The sequence below is a fragment of the Streptomyces sp. HUAS CB01 genome (assembly GCF_030406905.1).
GTDB lineage: Bacteria > Actinomycetota > Actinomycetes > Streptomycetales > Streptomycetaceae > Streptomyces > Streptomyces chengbuensis.
In genome coordinates, this window is record NZ_CP129137.1 from 7589742 (window position 1) to 7610392 (window position 20651).

Annotated in this window: 20 protein-coding genes; 9 read left to right on the forward strand and 11 right to left on the reverse strand. The window is 71.9% G+C overall.

Annotated features, from left to right (window positions below):
• The first annotated feature begins 239 nt into the window (after nt 1-239).
• Both QRN89_RS33265 and QRN89_RS33270 read left to right on the forward strand, forming a co-directional pair.
• Entirely contained in the window at nt 240-1007 is a 768-nt protein-coding gene (locus QRN89_RS33265) for an NPP1 family protein (protein WP_290353122.1), read from the forward strand.
• Between the two features lie 430 nt (nt 1008-1437).
• Nucleotides 1438-1644 carry a hypothetical protein gene (locus QRN89_RS33270; protein ID WP_290353123.1) on the forward strand — a complete coding sequence of 69 codons (207 nt, stop codon included), beginning with the start codon at nt 1438-1440 and terminating at the stop codon, nt 1642-1644.
• A 74-nt stretch (nt 1645-1718) separates the two neighbouring features.
• Here the strand turns inward: QRN89_RS33270 and QRN89_RS33275 are convergent, their stop codons facing one another.
• On the reverse strand, nt 1719-2816 hold the full coding sequence (locus QRN89_RS33275) for a glutamate--cysteine ligase (RefSeq protein ID WP_290353124.1): 1098 nt from the start codon (nt 2814-2816) through the stop codon (nt 1719-1721).
• A gap of 357 nt (nt 2817-3173) precedes the next feature.
• On the opposite strand from QRN89_RS33275, the gene QRN89_RS33280 reads away from it, so the two are divergent.
• A complete protein-coding gene (locus QRN89_RS33280) occupies nt 3174-4016 on the forward strand; it encodes a class II glutamine amidotransferase (RefSeq protein WP_290353125.1) in 843 nt (280 codons plus the stop codon).
• 131 nt (nt 4017-4147) lie between these two features.
• Here QRN89_RS33280 and QRN89_RS33285 read toward each other — a convergent pair whose 3' ends face one another.
• From QRN89_RS33285 to QRN89_RS33305, 5 genes are all read right to left on the reverse strand, one after another.
• The gene (locus QRN89_RS33285; RefSeq protein ID WP_290353126.1) at nt 4148-4921 is read right to left on the reverse strand and encodes a methyltransferase domain-containing protein; all 774 of its coding nucleotides are present in this window, start codon (nt 4919-4921) and stop codon (nt 4148-4150) included.
• Between the two features lie 360 nt (nt 4922-5281).
• Entirely contained in the window at nt 5282-5965 is a 684-nt protein-coding gene (locus tag QRN89_RS33290; RefSeq protein WP_290353127.1) for an STAS domain-containing protein, read from the reverse strand.
• 212 nt (nt 5966-6177) lie between these two features.
• On the reverse strand, nt 6178-7917 hold the full coding sequence (locus QRN89_RS33295) for a SpoIIE family protein phosphatase (protein ID WP_290353128.1): 1740 nt from the start codon (nt 7915-7917) through the stop codon (nt 6178-6180).
• Between the two features lie 76 nt (nt 7918-7993).
• Nucleotides 7994-8551: a DUF6114 domain-containing protein gene (locus QRN89_RS33300; protein WP_290353129.1), complete on the reverse strand. Its 558-nt coding sequence runs from the start codon at nt 8549-8551 to the stop codon at nt 7994-7996.
• Entirely contained in the window at nt 8542-9165 is a 624-nt protein-coding gene (locus tag QRN89_RS33305) for a DUF6230 family protein (protein ID WP_290353130.1), read from the reverse strand. The genes QRN89_RS33300 and QRN89_RS33305 overlap by 10 nt, the downstream gene beginning before the upstream one ends.
• Nucleotides 9166-9393: 228 nt before the next feature.
• Here QRN89_RS33305 and QRN89_RS33310 point away from each other — a divergent pair, with 228 nt between their 5' ends.
• Together QRN89_RS33310 and QRN89_RS33315 are read left to right on the forward strand one after the other, a co-directional pair.
• The gene (locus tag QRN89_RS33310) at nt 9394-9795 is read left to right on the forward strand and encodes a hypothetical protein (RefSeq protein ID WP_290353131.1); all 402 of its coding nucleotides are present in this window, start codon (nt 9394-9396) and stop codon (nt 9793-9795) included.
• Nucleotides 9796-10097: 302 nt separating this feature from the next.
• Complete coding sequence (locus QRN89_RS33315; RefSeq protein WP_290353132.1) at nt 10098-10625, forward strand: hypothetical protein; 528 nt, start codon at nt 10098-10100, stop codon at nt 10623-10625.
• Nucleotides 10626-10691: 66 nt separating this feature from the next.
• Here the strand turns inward: QRN89_RS33315 and QRN89_RS33320 are convergent, their stop codons facing one another.
• Nucleotides 10692-11111 carry a VOC family protein gene (locus tag QRN89_RS33320; RefSeq protein WP_290353133.1) on the reverse strand — a complete coding sequence of 140 codons (420 nt, stop codon included), beginning with the start codon at nt 11109-11111 and terminating at the stop codon, nt 10692-10694.
• A 204-nt stretch (nt 11112-11315) separates the two neighbouring features.
• Between QRN89_RS33320 and QRN89_RS33325 the strand changes: the two genes are divergently transcribed.
• On the forward strand, nt 11316-12518 hold the full coding sequence (locus tag QRN89_RS33325) for a phospholipase D-like domain-containing protein (protein WP_290353134.1): 1203 nt from the start codon (nt 11316-11318) through the stop codon (nt 12516-12518).
• A gap of 38 nt (nt 12519-12556) precedes the next feature.
• Here QRN89_RS33325 and ppk2 read toward each other — a convergent pair whose 3' ends face one another.
• The 3 genes from ppk2 to QRN89_RS33340 all read right to left on the reverse strand — a co-directional run bounded on the left by ppk2 (nt 12557) and on the right by QRN89_RS33340 (nt 14799).
• Nucleotides 12557-13636, reverse strand: coding sequence for a polyphosphate kinase 2 (gene ppk2, locus QRN89_RS33330; protein WP_290353135.1), 1080 nt, complete (start codon nt 13634-13636; stop codon nt 12557-12559).
• Between the two features lie 192 nt (nt 13637-13828).
• A complete protein-coding gene (locus tag QRN89_RS33335) occupies nt 13829-14176 on the reverse strand; it encodes a ribosome maturation factor RimM (protein WP_290353136.1) in 348 nt (115 codons plus the stop codon).
• Nucleotides 14177-14313: 137 nt separating this feature from the next.
• Complete coding sequence (locus tag QRN89_RS33340; protein WP_290353137.1) at nt 14314-14799, reverse strand: DUF5709 domain-containing protein; 486 nt, start codon at nt 14797-14799, stop codon at nt 14314-14316.
• A gap of 408 nt (nt 14800-15207) precedes the next feature.
• On the opposite strand from QRN89_RS33340, the gene QRN89_RS33345 reads away from it, so the two are divergent.
• Nucleotides 15208-16653, forward strand: coding sequence for a glyceraldehyde-3-phosphate dehydrogenase (locus QRN89_RS33345; RefSeq protein WP_290353138.1), 1446 nt, complete (start codon nt 15208-15210; stop codon nt 16651-16653).
• Nucleotides 16654-16898: 245 nt separating this feature from the next.
• On the opposite strand, the gene QRN89_RS33350 is transcribed toward QRN89_RS33345, so the two are convergent.
• Nucleotides 16899-18317 (reverse strand): M1 family metallopeptidase, encoded by a 1419-nt coding sequence (locus tag QRN89_RS33350; protein ID WP_390702073.1) that lies wholly within the window; start codon nt 18315-18317, stop codon nt 16899-16901.
• A 319-nt stretch (nt 18318-18636) separates the two neighbouring features.
• Between QRN89_RS33350 and QRN89_RS33355 the strand changes: the two genes are divergently transcribed.
• On the forward strand, nt 18637-18915 hold the full coding sequence (locus tag QRN89_RS33355; RefSeq protein ID WP_290353139.1) for a hypothetical protein: 279 nt from the start codon (nt 18637-18639) through the stop codon (nt 18913-18915).
• An 889-nt stretch (nt 18916-19804) separates the two neighbouring features.
• The gene (map, locus tag QRN89_RS33360) at nt 19805-20572 is read left to right on the forward strand and encodes a type I methionyl aminopeptidase (RefSeq protein ID WP_290353140.1); all 768 of its coding nucleotides are present in this window, start codon (nt 19805-19807) and stop codon (nt 20570-20572) included.
• The last annotated feature ends 79 nt before the right edge of the window (nt 20573-20651 follow it).

Genomic DNA, 20651 nt, shown 5'->3' on the forward strand with positions numbered 1-20651 from the left:
ACCGACCTGATGACCGAGGCGGCCGCCAACGACCGTCGCTATCGCGGCAGTTCGGGACGGGCGCATCGGGTGCGGAGCGGATCGGCGCCCCGTCTTCCGTGTTGGCCCATCTTTCACCGCCGTGACATCCGCACGGCTTGGCGCACCGCCCCCGGCCGTGGATGCTGAGCTGGACATGTCAACGGCGCAGCCCGTCCCGGCGCGCGCCGCACCCCCACCGCGGTCGTCTGGAGAACGCAGTGAAGAGAAGGTCACGCATCCGCAAGGTCCCCGTGGTCCTCGCCAGTGCCGTCGCGCTGGTCGTCGCCACCCCCGGCAGCGCTCTCGCCGCCCCTCCCACCGCGCTGCCCGCGAACGCGAACGCACTGGAGCAGACGTACCAGCCGGCCTACGACTACGACACCGACGGCTGCTACCCCACCCCCGCCATCGGCCCCGACGGCACCGTGAACGGGGGCCTCAACCCCTCCGGGGCCCTCAACGGCCAGTGCCGTGACTCCTGGGACCTCGACAACACCAACGGATACGCGCGGCAGAAGTGCAACAACGGCTGGTGCGCGCTGATCTACGGGCTCTACTTCGAGAAGGACCAGGCCGTGGCGGGCAGTGGACTCGGCGGCCACCGCCACGACTGGGAACACGTCGTCGTGTGGGTGCAGAACGACCAGGCCCAGTACGTCGCCACGTCGGCCCACGGCTCGTTCGACGTCCACCACCGTGACCGGATCCGGTGGGACGGCACCCACCCCAAGATCGTCTATCACAAGGACGGTCTGAGCACCCACTGCTTCCGCCCGGCCGACTCCAACGACGAGCCTCCGGAGAACCACCACCGCACCTGGCAGTTTCCCCGGCTGGTGGGCTGGGACGGCTACCCCGCCGGCATCCGGGAGAAGCTCAGCCGGGCCGACTTCGGCAGCGCCGTCTTCGGCCTCAAGGACGGCAACCTCAACAGCCATCTGGAGAAGGCCAAGCCGGCCGGCATTCCGTTCGACCCGCACGCCTGACCCGAGCGCGGCGCCCGTCCCGGAGGGGCGGGCGCCGGACGCCCCGCGTCAGCCGGAGGCGACCGACCGCAGCACGAGAAGGGCGATGCCGTCCCTGCGGGGGCGGGGCCGTGCCGCAGGAGTCCGGCGAGGAGGCCGTCGAGGCCACTGGTGGCGGAGCGGGCGAGCCGGCGCGCGAGACGGCCGACGGACGGCGACGTCTCCCGTCCCGCGGTGCCGACGGCACGCGCTCCGAGGACGACCCCGGCCGGCCCTGTCGCGGCCTCTGTCCGGCGACCCCGCGCCGCCCGCCCCGTGGCCGGGCACAACCGTGCCGGAGCACGCTCCGCCCGCCCGCCGGGGCTGGAAGGGTCACAGAAACTTCACGGACACGGGCGTTCTCCGCGCCCTCCTGCGGCAAAGCGAGCGGAAAGCCGCGAGGAGGAGACCCATGATTCTCACTGCCGTGCTCATACCGCCCGCGCTGCTCCTGCTGATCATCGCGATGGACCGCCTCGAGGACCGGATCCTCTCCGCGCCGGAGGCCCCTCGGCACGCCCGGCCCCGCGGCCGCCTGCGTCTTCTGCCCGGACGCGGGCCCGGGAACCCGCCCGATGCCGAGGGCGCCGACGACGCCCTCCCCGAGGTGGCGGCCTGAGGCGGGACAGGGCCCGGCAGTACGCCGGCCATCTCCGGACGGGGACGGCCGGCGCGGCCCGACGCCGTCCGGGCTCAGCCCTGGGTGAGCCCGACGCACTCCGTGACGACATCGCGCAGGTTGCCGGTCCGCTCGAGCAGCGCCCGCTGCACCCGTGCTCCGTTGCCGCGGGCCAGCAGCGCGTCGACACCGTGGCGAGCCGGTACGAGGTCGCCTGTCGCGTCCAGGGCGTCCTTCACATGGTCGAGAAGCGCGCGCACGACACTCTCCGCCGGGGCGGGCCGCATCGTGAGCGGATGCATGAGCTCGTGCTCGAGCCCGTACCGCCCGGCCTGCCACTCGGCCATCCGCAGCAGCGCCACCCCGTGGCCGGCCGGCGGCTCGCCCTTCTGCCACTCTCCTGCGGCCGTCTCCACCAGACCCCGCGCCAGCGTGGCGAGCAGCACCGTGGTGGACGGATCCAGGCATACGTCGGCGACCCGGATCTCGACGGTGGGGTAACGGTGGGAGAGACGGGCGTCGAAGTAGATCATGCCCTCGTCCCGCAGGACACCGGTGCCGAGCATGTCCCGGACCTGCGCGTGGTACCGCTCCGGTGAGCCGAAGACCTCCACCGGGCCGGCGGAGGGCCAGCGGCCCCAGACCTGGCTGCGGTAGCTGCCGTACAGGGTGTCCTTGCCCTGCCAGAACGGGGAGTTCGCGCTCATCGCCATGAGCACGGCCAGCCAGGGCCGGATGCGGTCGAGAACCGCGACGCCCTCCTCGTCGGACTCCACGGAGACGTGCACGTGGCAGCCGCTGGTGAGCTGCTCCTGCGCCGTCAGACCGAACTTCGCGCCCATCCAGCGGTGCCGTTCGCCGAATCCCATCGAGGGGCTGACGGGCAGCGGGGACGTGGCCAGTGCGGCGACCGCCCCACCCACCCGTTCCGCGTGGCGGGCCGCCTCGGCGCGCCAGTTGCGGATCTCCTCGGCGATGTCGCGCATGGAGACGTGCGGCCGGGTCGCGAACTCGAGCTGCTCGCGCTGCAGTTCCTCCTCGAACACCTCGTCCTTGTCCTCACGGACCGCCTCCCGGGAAGCGGCGGCCAGCACTGCCGTCGACAGGGCTCGGGGCTCCCCGCTCTCGGCGTCCACCAACAGCAGTTCCTCTTCGACACCCACACTGCGCACGCCAACTGCCTTTCCGCGGCCCGGGCCGCAGTCGTCCACTCTCCTCGGGCCACCGGGCGCGTGGTGTCCCACCCGCCGGGTCGGCCTGGCGGACGGATGCCCCGGGAACGGTCGGCGACACCTCGGGGCGGGGACGCGAACCCCGGCGACGTGCCCGGTCACCCGTTTGCCCGCGGCCGCGGCGGGACAGACGACCCGGCGACGGGACAGGCTGGACCGTGCCGTGTCGTGCCGCCCGCGCAGCGCGGACGGGCGGCACGACACGGCGAGCGGAACGACAGGGCGCGGGGAACGACGCAGGTCGGACGGCGCGCGGAACGACGCAGATCGGACAACGATCGGAAGAGGAAGGTCGCCATGTGCCGGTGGCTCGCCTACTCGGGTACGCCCGTGCAGCTCGAAACCATTCTCTACCGGCCGAGGCACTCCCTGATCGACCAGAGCCTGCACTCCCGTCTCGGCGTCGAGACGACGAACGGCGACGGCTTCGGCCTCGGCTGGTACGGGGAGGAGACCGAGACCCCGGCCGTGGTCCGGGACACGGGGCCGGCGTGGAACAACCGCAACCTCCGGGAGATCGCGGCCCATGTGCGTTCGCCGTTGTTCTTCGCCCACGTCCGCGCCTCCACCGGCTCGGCCGTGCAGCAGACCAACTGCCACCCGTTCCGGCACGGCCGGTGGATGTGGATGCACAACGGCGCGATCACCGACTTCCACCGTCTGCGGCGTGACCTCGCCCTGGCCGTCGACCCGGTGCTGTTCTCCTTCGTCGAGGGCTCCACCGACTCCGAGGTCATGTTCTTCCTGGCCCTCACCTTCGGCCTCGACCAGGACGTGCCGGGCGCCGTGGCGAGGATGGCCGGGTACGTCGAGGCGGTGGGCCGCGACGAGGGCGTGGAACACCCGCTCCAGATGACGATCGCGGTGAGCGACGGCGAACGGCTGTGGACCTTCCGCTACTCCAGCGAAGGGGCCTCCCGTTCCCTGTACTACAGCAACAGGGTCGAGACCCTGCGATCCCTCCATCCCGACGCGGAATTCCTCCGGGACGTGTCCGAGGGCACCCGCCTGGTCGTGTCCGAACCGCTCGGCGACCTCCCGGGTGCGTGGAGCGCCGTACCCGAGAGCAGCTACAGCGTCGTCCACGACGGGGAACTCGATCTGCGGCCCTTCGCCCCGGAGCCCCCCGGCCGGAGCTGAACGGCCGGGACCGGGGCGGCACGGCGACCCGTGCCGTCGCCCCGTCCCCGGGCGCCCCTCGGCCCGGCCGCCGCCGCCCGTCATCCGGTACGGCCACGCACCCCGGGGCCGCCGATCGTCCCCGCGGCCGCTCAGCGGGAGCAGACGACGGTCACCAGGGTGAAGGACGCGAAGAACGGTCCTTCCGAGAGCGAGGTGAACCACTGGCGGCCCCGCGCGGCGTCGATGCGGCCCTCCCCGATCGCGCGCTGCATGTTGCGGCCCAGCCCGAGCATGTGGTCGGCGTCCGCGAAGTCGCGGAAGACGGGCGTGGTGGCGAGCACGGCTTCCACGGCGAAACCGGCGCGGGAGGCGTGGCGTGCGAGGCCTCGGCCGATGGTGGCGTTGCGGACGACTTCGGACGCGGTGTAGCGCGTGAACGCGCGGCTCGTGTCGAGATCCTCCGCGTCGACGACCAGGGTGTCCCAGTCCGGTTCCGCGAGACCGATCAGGGCTCCGTGGCGCGTCGCCGTGCGCAGCTGGGCCAGAACGCCCTCCGGGTCGGCCACGTGCATGAGGACTCGGTCGATCCTGGCCCGGTCCGCCGTCCCCGGCTCGACCGGGAGCGCGTGGGCGTCGCCCTCGCGGACGTCGACCACCGGCAGGTGGGCGGTGCGTTGCCTGGCCCGGTCGAGCATCGCCGGATCACGGTCCACGCCGATCACGGTGCCGCCGTCCCCGACCCGTTCCGCCAGCGAAGGCAGATCCGTCCCCGGGCCGCAGCCGACGTCCAGCACGGTATGCCCCGGCCGTACGTCCAGGAGGTCCAGCAGTTGCTGCTTGTACGCCCTGCCGGCCCCGTCGGCGGCGGCCCGCAGCATGTACGCGGCCTGGTCGGGTGAGGGCGTACCAAGGGTCGTCGGCATGCCCGTGAGTAAATCATCCGGCAGGAAAGGGCGGCAGGACCCGGGCGCGGCAAGGCAGTCGCCCGCGGCGCGGCCACGAGAAGGACAACCGCTGGGGGTTCCCGCCCTCGGAACGTGCGCCGGCCCTGTGTCCGGGCCGCCCCCGCGCCGTGCGACCTGGCGGGATCGCCGAGGTCCACCGCACCGGGATCCGGCCACGCCCGCCGCATGAACTCCCGTACGTGCACCACGTGGTACGCGTGTCCCATCAGCAGCCCCGGACGCGTACCCGCCTGCCCCCGTGCCGGTCGGGCGGATGGATGACGACGAGCGGTGGCCCCACCACCGCTCCCGCCGCTCGCACCGGCGCCGTACCCGGCATCAGCCCGTGGGCTCCGTCGTGCCGGGTGCGCTCGGAACGGGATCGGCCGTGGCCCGCACTCCGGCAGCGGTCCGGCCCTGGATGCCCAGTCCCACGCGCGTGAGTGCCGCGACGACGGCGTCGCCGAGGACCCGGTCCGCCGCACCGGTCGACTCGGGGTCGTCGCCGGTCCGCCAGGAGACCTCGACCGCGTCACCGTCAGCACGGACGTGCAGGAAGCCGGACATCGCGAGTCGGGCGGTGAGCGGGAGACCGGCCCGGAGCAGTGCGGTGCGTACCGTCGCGACGAGAGGCGAGGGATCGGGCTCCTCGACCTGGGGACACGGGATGAAGAACTGCGCGGTGCCGGTGGTCTCCATCAGGCGCCGCATCACACCGCCGGCCGTCGTGACGACGACGGTCCGCCCGGAGGCCAGGGCTCGCTCGCGCAGTTCGACCAGCATCCGCAGACCGGCGGTGTCGCAGTACGACACCTGGGAGAGGTCGAGGTCGAGCCCCTCGGAGGACGCCTGGAGCGCCGATACGAGCGTGGTCTCCAGCACTTCGGCGTCCAGCCCGGTGATGGGGCCGCACACCGTCACCGTCGCCCGCCCCCGGGTGCCGTCGGTGACCGCGGCGACCACGGAGGCCGGTTCGGCCCGGGTGGGCGACCTGTCCAGACCACGGGGCCAGAAAGCAATCACGAGACACCTCCGGGAAAGACCTGCTTCCCACCCATGATCGGGACGGCGGCCCGTTGGGGCAGCCCATGGGGCGAACCGATCCGTCGGTAATGTCCGTAAAGCGAAGTATCGGCCCTGCGTGCGGTGGCAGGTGCCGAGCGGGCCAGTGCGGTCCGGCCGACCGCGCACCGGACGAGGAACGGCGGAACTGCCCCTCCCGCGGTGTCTCCCCGTCAGGCCGTCGCCTCGCTCGACGACGGGCAGTCAGGCGTGCGCAGGGCGAGGACGGCGACGTCGTCGTCGTTGTCATCGGGCCGCACCTGGGCGAGCAGTGCGTCGTTGAACGACTCCAGCGGGCGCCGGGCGAGGGCGGCGGCGTGCCTGGCGAGCCGGTCCAGCCCGTGGTCGACGGAGTGACGCCGGGATTCGACCAGCCCGTCGGTGTAGAGGACGAGCGTCGCACGTGGCGGGAGCGTGAGGACGGAGTCCGGGCGGGGACGGTGGCCGCCGGTGCCGAGGAGTACGCCGTGGGCGCCGGTGAGGAAACGGGTGCGGCCGTCATGGCCGACCAGGAGCGGAGGCGGATGGCCGGCGTTGGTCCAGTGCAGCCGCCACAGCCCGTCGTCACCGCTGACCAGCCGCGCCAGGATCAGGGTCGCCATGGGCACGTCGGCGATGTGCACCAGTGCCTCGTCGAGCCGGGTGACGACGGTACCGGGCGACTCGGACCGCGCCCAGGCGAAGGCGCGCAGCATGTTGCGCGCCTGCGCCATGCGGCCGGCGGCCTCGAGGTCGTGTCCGACGACGTCCCCGACGGCCAGGGCGGTCGCACCGTCCGCGAGCGGGAACGCGTCGTACCAGTCGCCGCCCACCTGGGAGGCGTGCGGAGCGGGTACGTACCGGGCCGACAGTTCCAGCCCCGGCACGACGGGCATCTGCGGCAGCAGATGGCGCTGCATCGTCTCGGCGACCCGGCGCTGCCGTTCGTACAGCCGGGCGTTGTCCAGCGCCAGCCCGGCGCGGCGGGCGACGTCCTCCAGGAGGGGCAGGTCCGCGCGGGAGAACGGTTCGGGCCGTTGCGAGCGTCCCAGCGTCAGGGCACCGAGCACGTCCCGCAGTCCGCGGATCGGGGCGATGGCGGCCGTGTGCATCCCCGTCGAGGTGAAGAGGCGATGCTGCTCGACGGCTATGCCCGAGTCGGGAGGCCCCTGGTAGGTCGACGGACCGGCCAGGGCGGACGCCGCGCCGCGCAGAGCCCGGGAGAGCGGCATGGTGGACTCCTGCGGCACCGGAGGCATGGGGCCCTGGAGGTCCTCCCGCTCGACGAGGACGCCGTCCTCGTGCTGCACGACGAGGGCACGCCGTACCTCGTCGCCTTCCGTGATCAGGTCCACCACAGCCCAGTCGGCGAGCAGCGGCACGGTGAGTGCCGCCAGCCGTCTCAGGGCCTCGTCCACGTCCAGCGTCGAGGTGAGCTGGGTGGTCGTCTCCGCGAGGAGGGCGAGGCGGTCGAGTTCCGTCAACGGGGTGGAGAGGTCCTCCTCGTCCCCGCGCGCGGGAGCCGGTCCCCGCGGATGGAGCAGCACCAGGGCTCCCGTCCCCCGGTGCACGGAGCACGGCGTGATCACCCAGGAGAGCCCGAGCAGCGTGCCGTCGCCGCAGGCGAACCACCCCAGATCGCTCTGTCCGGTGCGTTCGGTGAGCAGGGCCTCCCGCAGCCGGCAGCCGCTCCGGGGCAACGGCCGTCCGTGGCGGTCCCGGTGCAGCAGGTCGTGGGCGTCCTGTCCGACGAACTCGTCGTGCTCCCTGCGGAAGAGCTTCAGCGCGGCGGTGTTGACGGCGAGGAGCAGGCCCTCGCCGTCCACCAGGAACGCGGCCGCCCTCATGGTCTCCAGGGCCGCGGCGGACAGGGCGTCGGGCGCCGTCGAGCCGGGCAGCCGGAAGGTGCCGGCGCCGGGTTCGACGATGTCCATGCGCCCTCCTCGGTCAGGCCAGGTGGTCCGTGGCCTACCCGCCGCACGAGCATCACACACGGCGGACGCCGACGCCTCATGACGGCGAGCGGACCTCCGCGGGCCGGGCGGACGGCCCGGGACCGTCCTGCGCCCTGCGGGCCACGCACACGCTCTCGTCGGGGGCGGCCCAGGCGAGGGCCAGCGAGCCGCCGATCAGACCTGCGAAGAGACCGAGGAACAGCCCTCCGAAGTTCGCCACGGGAAAGGAGACGAGCGACAGCAGCAGCGCCGTGATCCCTGCGAACACACGTGTCTGCGGCCGGCACCACAGGCTGATGCCCAGCACGACGAGGAGCGTCCCGGTCAGCAGCGCCCCCGCGCCCGCCGTGGTGGACAGCGCCAGCGGGACGCCCGACAGGCTCAGCGGCACGTAGGGGAGGTAGATGATGGGCAGGCCCGCCCCGAGGGTGAACAGGCCCGCCCAGAACGGCCGGCTCCCGCGCCAGGCCCGGAAGCGCCGGCGGGCGTCGACGACGTCGGAGCGCCGGGGCGGACGGACGGCCCGTACGGCCCCGAGAAGCACCCGGGCCCGCGACAGCGAGGAGAGGGCGAGCCGGGAGGCGGCGCCTGGACGCCCGGAGGTCAGAAGCATTCGCGCGTCCCCTGCTTGAGCCGCATGGTCAGATCGGGGACGTTGAGCGTCGCGGCCGTCACCGCGACCGCGGTCACCTGCACGTCCGTCAGCTCGGCGGACCGTGCCTGCTGGGCGATGCCGTCGGCGTCGAAGTACCGCGAGTGCCTGTCCCCGGGGTTGATCGGTCCCTTGGCGACGGCGCCCGCCGCCACACCGGTCTCGATGTCCTCGAACTCGGCCTGACCGATCGTCAGGGTCTTGGAGTCGATGAACATGTTCTTCGCCTCGACCCGCTCGTCCTCGCCGCCGGTGAGCCGCAGCGTGTAGGGGCCGAGGACGGGGATGGGGACCACCACGGACTGGCACAGGCCGCCGATCTCGGCGTGACGGAAGCCGGTGACCGTGACGGGCACCGGGGTGCCGTTCCTGGTCACGTCCACCATGCCGTAGATGCTGAGCCCCCGGACGTCCAGTGTGTCGGCGCTGATCTGGAAGGTCCGGCCCGCGATCAGGAACGACGCGGCGAGCGCTCCTTCCGCCATCCCGACGCCCAGGGCCGCGGCGGCGGCGACCGACGGCACCAGCACCGCGGCGAAGCGCTTCCATCGTGTCCTGCCGATGCTGTGCGACATGGCGGTCTCCCGGGGCCGTGGAGCGTCACTGCCGACGCCGGACAGGAAGTCACGCCGAACAGGAAGGGAAGGTCCCTGTCCGGTGATGGATCCCAGGCTTGCGGATCTTCCGGCCGACGGCACCTGCGGGAGGCAGACGGGTGAAGCGGGGACACCGCGGCCCCCTCGCGCGCCGGGTGGACGCCCCCCGGTGCGCGGCGGCCGGGCCCGTGCGGGCACCATGACCCCGTGCCCCGCTGCTCGTCCAAGACCCGTGACCGTGTCCTCGCCCTGGTCCTGGCGGCCGTCGCCGTGGCCGTGTTCGCCTGGGGGGCGGGGCTGCTGCACTGGCCCTTCTCGCCGGACCGCCCCGGCGGCAGACTCGGCGAGCTCGCGGGCCGTGCGGGCTGCCGTGCCACGCTCGAGGCCGAGGAGCCCGGGCACCGGCTGGCGTCCTGCGCGGACGGCGACGCCCGGTACGTCCTGGTCACCTTCACCAGCGCCCGTGACCAGAGCGAATGGATCGCGGACACGCTGCCGGAAGGTGCCTCGTACCTCGCGGGCACACGGTGGGTCGCCTACGGGCACCCGGCCACGGTCCGGACCCTGAAGGACAGACTCGGCGGCGAGGTCCTGAGTGTCCGGAGATGACCGCGCTGGGGCGTGATGTCCGACGGCGGGGCCGGGGTGGCGGTGATGTTCCCCTCGCACGAAGGGCGGCCGCGTGAGCGACCGCTCCGCGTCTCCCGCCATCTGCCCCCTCGGCGGTCGTCCCGTGAGCGTTCGCCGGGCCGACGCGCGGAAGGCACAGGACGGTCCGCCGGGCCGTACGGCGAGACGGTTCGGCCGACGGCTGGCCGGCGAACCTCTGGAACTCCTCAAGCGGTCTCGACCACCGTCCTCTTCGTGTGATCCACTCCGGCCACGCGAGTACGGCGAGGGGAGGGGGTCCGGTGAGGGCCAGGGTGTGGGTGGTGAGCGCGGCCGTGGTGATGGTGGGCCTCGGTACGAGTGCGTCGGGGGCAACGGTCGCGGGGACGGCGCTGGAGGAGACGGGGGGCGAACTCGGCATCTCGTCCGCGACGCCCGGCACGGGCTACTGGATCGCCTGCTCCGGGCTGAGGAACATCTCGTCGGAGCCGATCGACCTGATCGGTGCGGAGGTCGTCGGCGCCCCCGCCCACTGGCGGACCGGACCGGTCAGGGCCGTCGACACGAGGAAGGCCGGCGCCATTGCCCTGGGCGTGCGGGACGAGACGTTCGCCGAGGAACCGGGGATGGCAGAGGACCTTTCCGGGCAGCCGTTGCGCGTCGAGCCCGGTGAGTTCAGCCGGTTCACCTACTACCTGCGCGTCGAAGCCGTCTCGGCACCGGCCGCCGGCCGCGCCGAAGGATGCCGTGTCACCTACCGCCAGGCCCACCGCGTGTACGTGCAGGACATGGCTCTCGGTTTCGTCCTCCACGCCGGTGTCGCCGACTGACCTCCCCGGCGGGTTCGGCGCGTCGCCGGCCGTGTGGCGCGACAGGTCCGACGGCGCCGGCCGCGCTCAGGCGGGGCCGCCGCCGAACGCGATCTCGTTCCCGTCCGGATCGCGGTACGTGGCCTTGCGCACGCCGTTCGCATAGGTCTCGCGTGTCGCGGGCTCGAGGCCCCGGTCCGTGATGCCGGCGACGACGGCGTCGAAGTCCTCGACGAAGACGGTGTGCATCGCGTGCCCGGCGCGCCGGGGCAGGTGCTCGATGTACACGTAGCGGTGTTCCGCCAGTTCCCACACCGCCTCCGTGTCGTTCGGGAGGAAGGCCGGGGGAGCGCCGAGCAGCCGCTCGTACCAGGTGAGAGCCGCGGCGTAGTCGTTGACGGCGATGCCTGCGAAGAGGTCGACGGCCATCCGGACATGGTAGTCGTGCTCGGTCAGGTCGCTGTGCGCGTACTCGAAGCCGCCGCGCCCTGACAGCACACGGCCCACGGCGCCCGGACGCACCGTGCACGACGGCTCGCGGTGGGACCGTCCCTGGTCGTGGCCTCGCGGACGTCGTCCCCCTTCGCTACAGTGCGCTCGACGCCGTGCCCCACTGAGCCGCCGTTCCCGCCGCGGACCGGGCCGTCGGTCGCCGCCTCCGCCCGCCGGGGACGACGACGCCCTGCCGAACCCGCTGCCCGGAGACGCCGAATGACACTCGAAGACGCCGTACGTCCCGCCATGCCCGAAGCCACCGGCACCGTCGCCGCACAGCGGCTGCGACGCAGACTCGAGCGGCTGATCGGCGTGGCGGCGACCGAGGGGAACGAGGTCGTACCGCTGCGCAACGGGCAGGAGATATTCCCCGCCATGCTCGACGCGATCCGCGCGGCGGAGCACACCGTCGACATGATGACGTTCGTCTACTGGCGGGGACAGATCGCCCGCGACTTCGCCGCTGTGCTCGCCGACCGGGCGCGTGCCGGGGTGCGCGTACGCCTGCTCCTCGACGGCTTCGGGGCGAAGGAGATCGAGCAGGACCTCCTGGACACCATGGACGACGCCGGTGTGCAGGTCGCGTGGTTCCGCAAGCCGGTCTGGCTGTCGCCGTTCAAGCAGAACCACCGCTGCCACCGCAAGGCACTGATCGTGGACGAGCACACCGCGTTCACCGGCGGAGTGGGCATCGCCGAGGAATGGTGCGGGGACGCCCGCAACCCGGGCGAGTGGCGCGACACCCACGTCAAGGTCCGCGGACCCGCGGTGGACGGCGTCGCAGCGGCCTTCGCGCAGAACTGGGCCGAGTGCCACGACGAGATGTACGACGAGCACGACCGGTTCGTCGAGCACACCCCGCACGGTGACTCCGTGGTTCAGGTCGTCCGCGGCTCGGCGAGCATCGGCTGGCAGGACATGCAGACGCTGATCCGGGTCATGCTGACCTCCGCCGAGAAGCGCTTCCGCCTGGCGACCGCGTACTTCGCGCCCGACGAGTTCTTCGTCGACCTGCTGTGCCGGACCGCGCGCCGCGGCGTGCGGGTGGAGATCCTGCTTCCCGGCCCGCACACCGACCAGCGTGCCTGCCAGCTCGCGGGCCAGCACCACTACACGACGCTGCTCGAAGCAGGCGTGAGCATCCGGCAGTACCAGCCGACGATGATGCACGCCAAGGTGATGACGGTGGACTCGGTGGCGTCCCTGATCGGTTCCACCAACTTCAACCGGCGCTCCATGGACCACGACGAGGAGGTGATGCTCGCCATCCTCGACGAGTCCTTCACCGCGACCCTCGACGCCCACTTCGACGAGGACATCGAGCGCAGTGTGGACATCGATCTCGCCCGCTGGAAGCGGCGCGCCGCCGTTCAGCGCCTCAAGGAGGCGTCCGTGGCCCCGATCCGGCGGTTCCTGTAGGAGCGGGGCCCGTCACGGGGCCGGCACACGCGGAACCGTCACCGCCGTCCTGGATGGTTGCCGGGCCCGTCGTCGTGCGGCGCCAGGGGAGTGGGCGTCAGGTCGGCCGGCTCCTCGCCGCGCTCCAGCAGCGTGTCCGCGGCACCGATGATCAGCGGGTCCGCCTTCCCGACCGCCTCGGGGTCCTTGCCCGCGTAGTCGGCGCGCAGCAGCAGATGACGCATCGCCTCCAGCCGGCCGCGTCGCTTGTCGTTGTTCTTCACCACCGTCCACGGTGCGTGAGGCGTGTCGGTCTCCCGGAACATGTCGACCTTGGCCCGGGTGTAGTCGTCCCAGCGGTCCAGCGACGAGAGGTCGGTGGGGGAGAGCTTCCACCGGCGTACGGGGTCGACCTGGCGGATCGCGAACCGTGTGCGCTGTTCGCTCCGGGACACCGAGAACCAGAACTTGACCAGCATGACCCCGTCGTCCGTCAGCAGTTTCTCGAAGACCGGCGCCTGGGAGAGGAAGTGGCGGTACTCCTCGGGAGTGCAGAAGTCCATGACCCGCTCCACGCCCGCCCGGTTGTACCAGGAGCGGTCGAAGAAGACGATCTCGCCCGCGGCGGGGAGTTGGGACACGTACCGCTGGAAGTACCACTGGCCGGCCTCCCGTTCGGTGGGCTTGTCCAGGGCCACCACGCGCGCGCCACGGGGATTGAGGCGCTCGGTGAACCGCTTGATCGTGCCGCCCTTGCCCGCCGCGTCCCGCCCCTCGCACACGACGACCATGCGCCGGCCGTTGTCGCGGACCCACTTCTGCAGTTTCAGCAGCTCGATCTGCAGCACCCGCTTCTCGCGCTCGTAGGCCCTGCGGCCGAGCTTGTGGTCGTAGGGGTGGTTCTCGCGCCAGGTGTCGATCGGCGTGCCGTCGCCGTCGAGCAGCACGGGCTGCTCGGGGCGGGCGTCGTCGATCCGCAGCCCCCTGAGCAGAGCGGTTTCGGCCCCGGTCGCCGTCGCCGGGGTGTCGGCCCTCGGCCTTGCCGGACGCTCCGGAGCGCGCTCCCCTGCCGTGCCCTCCGGCTCGTCCGCCTCGGCGGACCCTCGCGCCGTGGAGGCGTCGCGGGTCTCCCGGTCCATGGCACGTCCTCCTCTCGTGTGTCCGTCCTGCGTCACTCTGCCCTGCGTCACTCTGCCCTGCGTCACTCTGCCCTGCGTCACTCTGCCCTGGAAGTGCGTCCCTTCCGTCCGTCCCTGACGCGGTGGTGCAAAGCCGCCGGGCACGCCCCGGTGTACGGGACGTGCCCGGCGGACGGCGTTTCGACCGACGGCTCAGTGGCCGGAGCTGTAGTAGCCGCCCAACTGGTCGCGGTAGGCCGGGTCGCCGAGATGCTTCTCCTTGTCGAACTCCGGCGCGGCCTTGATCTCGTCCTTCGTGCGGGACACGATGATGCGCCTCTCGTCGTGGTCGACGACCGTGATGGTGCCGGCCGGGAGCAGGACCTCCTTGCCGAAGATCCACACTCCGGTGTCCACGACGATGTACTGGGAGCCGACCTCGTTGGAGTGCTTGTCGACCTTGCCGATGTCCCCGTCGGTCGCCTCCACCCGATAACCCGTCAGGTCGTCGTCGCGGTTGTGCCCGCTGGTCGGTACGTAGGCCCACATGTGCTCGCTCACGGGTGCTCCTTCACCTCGGCATGTTCCTCGAACGGGAATTCCGGGATGAACCCGGCTTTTCCCGTCCCCGGTCATCCGCTTGCCCCGCTTTCCGGACGGCACACCCGCCGGCCGGGAGCATCCTCGGCCCGCCCCCGTCACAGCTCGGCGTCGGGGGATTCGGCTTCGTCCTCCTCGACCACGACGTGCACCGCGGCCTCCTCCGCGCCGGCGGCTCCCGCGTCGATGCCCACGTCGGTGGCGAACAGCTGCTTGTCCGTGTCCGGGCGGGTTCCCTCGTCGGGCGCCACCAGCCGTCCCGCCCGCCAGGTGCCGACCTCCTCGTCGATCGGCTCGCCCTCACCGCCGGGCAGGTCGCCGATACCGTCCCAGTCGTCGGTCGCGACGTCGGGGAGCTCCTCCGCCAGCCGCTGGTCGAGCGTCTCGCCCTCGCGCTGTTCCGCCGCCGTCGTCCCCACCCTGTTCACGCCGAACGGCCTCTCCGGCGGGGAGTACCCCTGGTCGAGTATCTGGTCGTAGTCCGGCTCGTCCAGGGCGTCCTCGAGGTCCAGGTGGGCCGCGTCCCCCTGCTCCTCGTTGTCGCCGGTCGGCTGGTAGACGTCGTCGGCCCTGCTGTCGCTCATGATCGTCTTCTCGCTCCGGGGAGCTCCGATCTGCGGAGGGCGTGCACTCCGGTCAGAGCGCCTGTTCGTCGTTCACGGCCCGGTGGCCTGTCTGGCGTGATTCCGCTCGTGTGTGACGGTGTCGTGCGGGCCCGGTGCACGTGGGGTCCGAATCCGGCTCGTCGTGCGGACCCCACGTGGTTCGCGTGCCCCTAAGCGCAAGCCTAGGGAAGGTCTCGCCGGACGGCCTGTCCACCCCGTACCGTCACCAGGTGCTCGCGGAACGTGTCGACAGAGGGCGGATTCTCCCGTTTGCCTGATGGGTCCCCGTGGCCCATCGGGGCCCACGCACCCCTGACGGGACCCTCTGAACGACCAGATGAGGGGCGGGTTAGCATATGAGCACCGCCTAGCTCGAAAGATAAATCTGTGACTGTCAACGAGGACTCGTTCACAAACTGGAAGCATCGCGAGGAGATCGCGGAGTCGATGATCCCGATCATCGGGAAGCTGCACCGTGAGCGGGACGTCACCGTCCTGCTGCACAGCCGCTCCCTGGTGAACAAGTCGGTGGTCAGCATTCTCAAGACCCATCGCTTCGCCCGCCAGATCGCCGGTGAGGAGCTCTCGGTCACCGAGACGCTGCCGTTCCTGCAGGCTCTCACCGCGCTCGATCTCGGGCCTTCCCAGATCGACATCGGCATGCTCGCCGCGACGTACCGGACGGACGACCGCGGTCTCTCGGTGGAGGAGTTCACCGCGGAGGCCGTCGCCGGCGCCACCGGCGACAACAAGATCGAGCGCCGTGCCCCGCGCGACGTCGTGCTCTACGGCTTCGGCCGCATCGGCCGGCTCGTCGCCCGTCTGCTCATCGAGAAGGCCGGCTCCGGAAACGGTCTCCGGCTGCGAGCCATCGTCGTCCGCCGGGGCGGTGACCAGGACATCGTCAAGCGTGCCTCGCTGCTGCGACGGGACTCGATCCACGGCCAGTTCCAGGGCACGATCACCGTCGACGAGGCGAACAGCACGATCATCGCCAACGGCAACGAGATCAAGGTCATCTACGCGGGCGACCCGTCGGAGATCGACTACACGGCCTACGGCATCAACGACGCCATCCTCATCGACAACACGGGCAAGTGGCGGGACCGCGAGGGCCTGTCGACCCACCTGCGCCCCGGTATCGACAAGGTCGTCCTGACCGCCCCGGGCAAGGGCGACGTCCCCAACATCGTGCACGGTGTCAACCACGACACGATCAAGCCGGACGAGCAGATCCTCTCCTGCGCGTCCTGCACCACCAACGCGATCGTCCCGCCGCTGAAGGCCATGGCGGACGAGTACGGCGTGCTGCGCGGCCACGTGGAGACCGTCCACTCGTTCACCAACGACCAGAACCTGCTGGACAATTACCACAAGGCCGACCGCCGCGGCCGTTCCGCGCCGCTCAACATGGTCATCACCGAGACCGGCGCCGCCTCCGCCGTGGCCAAGGCGCTGCCCGACCTCAAGGCGCCGATCACCGGCAGCTCGATCCGCGTCCCCGTCCCGGACGTCTCGATCGCGATCCTCAGCCTGCGGCTCGGCCGTGAGACCACCCGCGAGGAAGTCCTGGACTACCTCCGCCATGTCTCGCTGACCTCGCCGCTCAAGCGCCAGATCGACTTCATCACCGCGCCCGACGCGGTCTCCAACGACTTCATCGGCTCGCGCCACGCGTCGATCGTCGACGCCGGAGCCACGAAGGTCGACGGCGACAACGCGATCCTCTACCTCTGGTACGACAACGAGTTCGGCTACTCGTGCCAGGTGATCCGTGTCGTCCAGCACGTCTCCGGGGTGGAGTACCCGACCTACCCGGCGCCGGTGGCCTGACGTACCTGCTCGGACGTCCCGGGGCCGTGGCCCCTGCTCAGGTGCCGACGTGCCGACGTGCCGTCGTCCGGTGCCGGTGGTCGCCGTTGTTCCGGCGTCCGGGGCCTCACCCGGTTGTCCGACCCGGGCGCCCGCGGCCCAAGTCGTCCGGCCCGCTGGCCAGTTCGATCCGTGTCCCGGAGAGCGGCATCCCCGCCCTCCGGGACACGGGCGTCTCCGGGACCGCGCAGCGCCGCCGCGGACCGTCAGGGCCGCTCCGGCCTGCCGTCGCCGTAGAGCCAGACGTCCCACAGCGCGCCCAGGTCCTTGCCCGACTCCCGCTCCACGTACGCCGTGAAGTCCTGTGTGGAGGCGTTGCCGTGGCGGTGGGTCTCCGCCCAGCCGCGCAGCACGGAGAAGAACGCGGTGTCCCCGACCGCCTCGCGGACCTTCTGCAGCGCCATCGCGCCGCGTTCGTATACCGGATCCCCGAGCAACTGCCCGGCATCGGGCTGTTCGGCCGGCGGGAAGGCCCAGTTGTCGTCGGAGCCGAAGGCGTCCTCGAAGCTCTCTCGGACGGGAACGTCCTCGAACTCCTCCAGGTAGAGCCACTCCGCGTACGTCGCGAAGCCCTCGCTCAGCCAGACGTCCCGCCACGTCCTGGGGGTGACGGAGTCCCCGTACCACTGGTGGGCCAGTTCGTGGACGAGCGTCGCGGGGTCGAACGAGTCCTCCGTGAAGACCGACCGGCTCTGCGTCTCCAGCGCGTAGTCCACGTCGCCCTCGCGTTCGACGATCGCACCGGTCGAGGAGAACGGGTACGGGCCGAACTTCCGCACCGACCAGTCCGTGAGCTCGGGGATGCGGTCCAGCAGTTCGCCGACCCGGGGCGCGACCGTTCTGTCCACGGCGGCGTAGACGGGTACCCCCGCAGCCCCCGGCCGGGACCTCGTGATGTCGTACGCTCCGATGCCGACCGTGGCGAGGTACGTCGCCATGGGTTGTGCGGAGCGCCACGCGAACGTGGTGCGCCTGCCCTCGGAGGTCGGGCGCTGGGAGCGCAACTCCCCGTTGGAGACGGCCGTCAGGCCCTCGGGAACCGTGACGGTGATGTCGAACGTCGCCTTGTCGCCGGGGTGGTGGTTGCCCGGGAACCAGGTCATGGAGCCCTGCGGCTGCCCGAGCGCGATCGCGCCGTCGGCGGTCCTCAGCCAGCCCTCACGGGTGTCCCCGGAGTCCGTGAGCGTGCGCGGCGTGCCGTCGTAGCGGACGACGGCACGGAAGACGCCTCCGTCGCGGATGGCGCGTGCGGGGCGCAGGGTCAGTTCGTCGCCGGCCCGGGTGACGGCGGCGGGCGCCCCGTCGACGGTCGCGGAGCGTACGGAGAGCCCGTGGAGGTCGAAATTGAAGGCGCTGAGGTCCTGGGAGGCGCGCGCGGTGATCTCTGCCGTGCCACCGAGCCGGTGCGACGCCGGCTCGTAGTCGAGCGCGAGCGCGTAGTGCCGCACGTCGTAGCCGCCGTTGCCCAGGGCCGGGAAGTACGGATCCCGCGCGCCGGCGGCCCCGGCCGTGCCGTGGGCCTCACTTCCGGCGGGGTGTCCGTCCACGCCGGTCATCGGCGCGCCGCCGAGCACGATCAGGGCGGCGGCCGGAGCCAGGCTGCGGAGACCGAGCCGCGGATGCACAGAAGCGATGATATGGGGCGAAAGTTCAATCTTCCACCGCAGCGGGAGGGGCGCTGCGGGCCACCGACCGCGGCCCCACGTCTTCGGCACCAGCATTCTCGCCACCGCCATCAACCTCGTCGCGGGAATCGGCGGCGGCTGACCGCGTCACACCTCGCGTCCCCCCGGACTCCCCGTGGCACGGCGACCGACGGCCCGTGACCGGGCAGCAGCCGTTCGGATGACGAGTCGGCCGGCAGCGCGCAGGATGGGAGGGAGCGGCACACCGGGCACGCGTACGTGCGGATGCCGGGGTGCGCGCCGGAAGGAGGGCTTACGCATGACTCACCACAAGCCGAACCGCGCGGTCGAGGGCGACCCGGACCACGGTCACAGCAGGGGAATGCCACGGCGGCCCGACGAGGACGAGCTCGAACAGCGCACGGTGCGTGACCGAGAGGACGTGGGCCTGCCCACCGGTGGACCCGAGGACCCGGAGGCCGAGTACCGGTCGGCGCAGGACGAGATCGACCGTGAGGTGGACGCGGGCGAGATCGCGACGGGCGACGCGGCGAAGAAGGACCGCGACCCCTTCCCGCCCACCCGCTACGAACGCTGAGCCGGGCCCGCCCGCGAGCAGCGGGCGAAGAGGTTGCGGGGCCGCACGGGAGCCAGCCGGGATCGGGTCTGCTCGCGGGGTGACTCGCCGAGGGGTACCGCCACCGCGGTGGCGGTACCCCTCGGCGAGTCGTTGGGCAGGGGAACAGTGTGACAGCGTGCGGTGGGGTGGCATGCGCTGCTGACCGGTGCGGGAGTCCGTGCCCGCGGCCGGGGTCGCGTGGCCACGAGGGACGGCCAAGTACCAGGTGAGCGCATCGCCGACCAGGTCCACGCCGTCGCCGGGGCCCGAACCGGCATCGAGGTCTGCGTCCATGGGGTGGCCGGTGAAGCGGGCGGTACGGGGGTTCCGGGGCGCTATCCACACACGATGTCATCATGACACTGTTCGTCTTTTCGCAGGTCAGCGCGGCACTCTCGGAAAGGTGTACCGCGAACCCGCGAGGTGCGGAGGGGATGATGACACTGTTTCTGGACAGGATGGTAAGCTCGTCACAGCGTTTCGGGCGTGGTTCGACACGATCCCCGTGAAAGCGTCCGAAGCGCGTTGCCACCTGCGACCCAGAGCCGAGCAGGTGAAGTGTTCCGGGCGTCACCGCAACCCCCGTCGGTGGCGCCCGGAGCCGTCTGCGCACACGGTCTCGGCGACGTCGCACGCGGTGCCGGAGAGCCGAGTAGCCGTCCCGGGTGGAAGGAGCCTCTGGGGCGGCGTACGCGCTGCATGCGACGAAGCAGCGATCCATGGTGTCCCGTCCCCGTCCCCGTCCCCGCCCTCCGCGTTGCCGCTCCCCGCCACCCCGCTCGCGCGGACTCGGGGGGACTCCCACTGCGACCGTGATACTCATACCGGTATAAGTATTGGGTAGTCCGCACGGCAGGGAGTCAGGCACATGGTGGAGATCAAGACCGACACGGCGCTGGAGGCGATGCGGGAAGCCGGACGCGTCGTGGCCCACGCACTCGCGGCCGCCCGCGCGGCGGCAGCCGTAGGAGTTCGTCCGAGGGAGCTCGACGAAGCCGCCCGCGCCGTTCTCGCCGAGGCCGGAGCGCGTTCTCCCTTCCTGGGCTACCAGCCCTCCTTCGCCCCGCGCCCCTTCCCGGCCGTGATCTGCACGTCCGTGAACGACGCCGTCTCGCACGGAATCCCCGACGACCACCCCCTGCGCGACGGCGACCTGGTCAGCGTCGACTGCGGAGCCGAACTCGACGGCTGGACCGGCGACGCCGCGATCAGCTTCACCGTCGGCACCCCTCGCCCCGCCGACCTCGAACTCATCGCCGCCACCCAGCAGGCCCTGGACGCCGGCATCGCAGCCGCCACCGTCGGCCACCGCATCGGGGACATCTCCCATGCCATCGGCGCGGTGGCCCGCAAGGCCGGCTGCGGCATGCCGGCCGACTTCGGCGGCCACGGCATCGGCCGCCGGATGCACGAAGACCCCCACGTCCCCAACCGCGGGCGGCCCGGCCGCGGCTTCCCCCTGCGCCACGGCCTCGCCCTCGCCCTCGAACCCATGCTCATGGCCGGGGGACGCGACGACTACCGCACCGACCCCGACGGATGGACCCTGCGCACGATCGACGGCAGCCGAGCCGCCCACATCGAACACACCATCGCCATCACCGAGGACGGCCCCCGCATTCTCACCCTGCCCTGATCCCGCGTCCGCTCACGCCCGGCAGGCCGGCACGGCGGCACGGCGGCCGTCGAGCGCGGGGGCGGACAGCGCAGGGGGC

Excerpts from the sequence above, each read along its gene's own strand:
- QRN89_RS33270 (WP_290353123.1), top strand. The coding sequence starts at position 1,438 with ATGATTCTCACTGCCGTGCTCATACCGCCCGCGCTGCTCCTGCTGATC.
- QRN89_RS33280 (WP_290353125.1), top strand. The coding sequence starts at position 3,174 with ATGTGCCGGTGGCTCGCCTACTCGGGTACGCCCGTGCAGCTCGAAACC.
- QRN89_RS33285 (WP_290353126.1), bottom strand. The coding sequence starts at position 4,921 with ATGCCGACGACCCTTGGTACGCCCTCACCCGACCAGGCCGCGTACATG.
- QRN89_RS33295 (WP_290353128.1), bottom strand. The coding sequence starts at position 7,917 with ATGGACATCGTCGAACCCGGCGCCGGCACCTTCCGGCTGCCCGGCTCG.
- QRN89_RS33300 (WP_290353129.1), bottom strand. The coding sequence starts at position 8,551 with ATGCTTCTGACCTCCGGGCGTCCAGGCGCCGCCTCCCGGCTCGCCCTC.
- QRN89_RS33305 (WP_290353130.1), bottom strand. The coding sequence starts at position 9,165 with ATGTCGCACAGCATCGGCAGGACACGATGGAAGCGCTTCGCCGCGGTG.
- QRN89_RS33325 (WP_290353134.1), top strand. The coding sequence starts at position 11,316 with ATGACACTCGAAGACGCCGTACGTCCCGCCATGCCCGAAGCCACCGGC.
- ppk2 (WP_290353135.1), bottom strand. The coding sequence starts at position 13,636 with ATGGACCGGGAGACCCGCGACGCCTCCACGGCGCGAGGGTCCGCCGAG.
- QRN89_RS33340 (WP_290353137.1), bottom strand. The coding sequence starts at position 14,799 with ATGAGCGACAGCAGGGCCGACGACGTCTACCAGCCGACCGGCGACAAC.
- QRN89_RS33355 (WP_290353139.1), top strand. The coding sequence starts at position 18,637 with ATGACTCACCACAAGCCGAACCGCGCGGTCGAGGGCGACCCGGACCAC.
- map (WP_290353140.1), top strand. The coding sequence starts at position 19,805 with ATGGTGGAGATCAAGACCGACACGGCGCTGGAGGCGATGCGGGAAGCC.